The organism is Bariatricus sp. TF06-38A (genome assembly GCF_027690675.1).
In the GTDB taxonomy this organism is placed as follows: Bacteria; Bacillota; Clostridia; order Lachnospirales; family Lachnospiraceae; genus Allocoprococcus; species Allocoprococcus comes.
The window spans coordinates 46,318-46,732 of the sequence record NZ_JAQFCE010000001.1 but is presented as its reverse complement, the minus strand read 5'-3'; the positions used below and the strand labels follow the sequence as shown (position 1 = coordinate 46,732).

The 415-nt window shown below is 41.2% G+C and carries 1 protein-coding gene; it reads right to left on the bottom strand.

Annotated elements, in window-relative coordinates; translation table 11 throughout:
• Positions 1 to 415: site-specific integrase (locus tag PG418_RS00200; RefSeq protein WP_498836897.1), on the bottom strand; the 415-nt coding region annotated here is incomplete at both ends.

Here is a 415-nt window from a genome sequence, read left to right as displayed (position 1 = left end):
CATTGTGATACTGATGTTTGAATGTCCCATGATATACTGTAAATCTTTCGGGTTCATGTTCTTGCTTGCCAGTCTTGTGCAGAACGTATGGCGTAGCGTATGTGGTGTGATATGTGGCAAGGGGTTATCCTTGTGGTGTTTGTTATATTTCTTTACCATACGGACAAATAAGGCGTTGTAATCAATCGCAACTTTAGGATTGCCTTTCGGATTGACGAACAGAAAATCTTTGTATCCGTCTATCTCTATCAGTTTCCCTTTTGTGCGTTTCCTTATGACCCGTTGAAATGCCTGTATCGTTTCTCTGCTTAATGGCACTTGCCTTGTTCCACTCTTTGTCTTAGGCGTTTCAATATAATAGCCCTGTTCCTTGCTCTTTAATAACTGGTGGTCGATAACCACAACCTCATTCTTG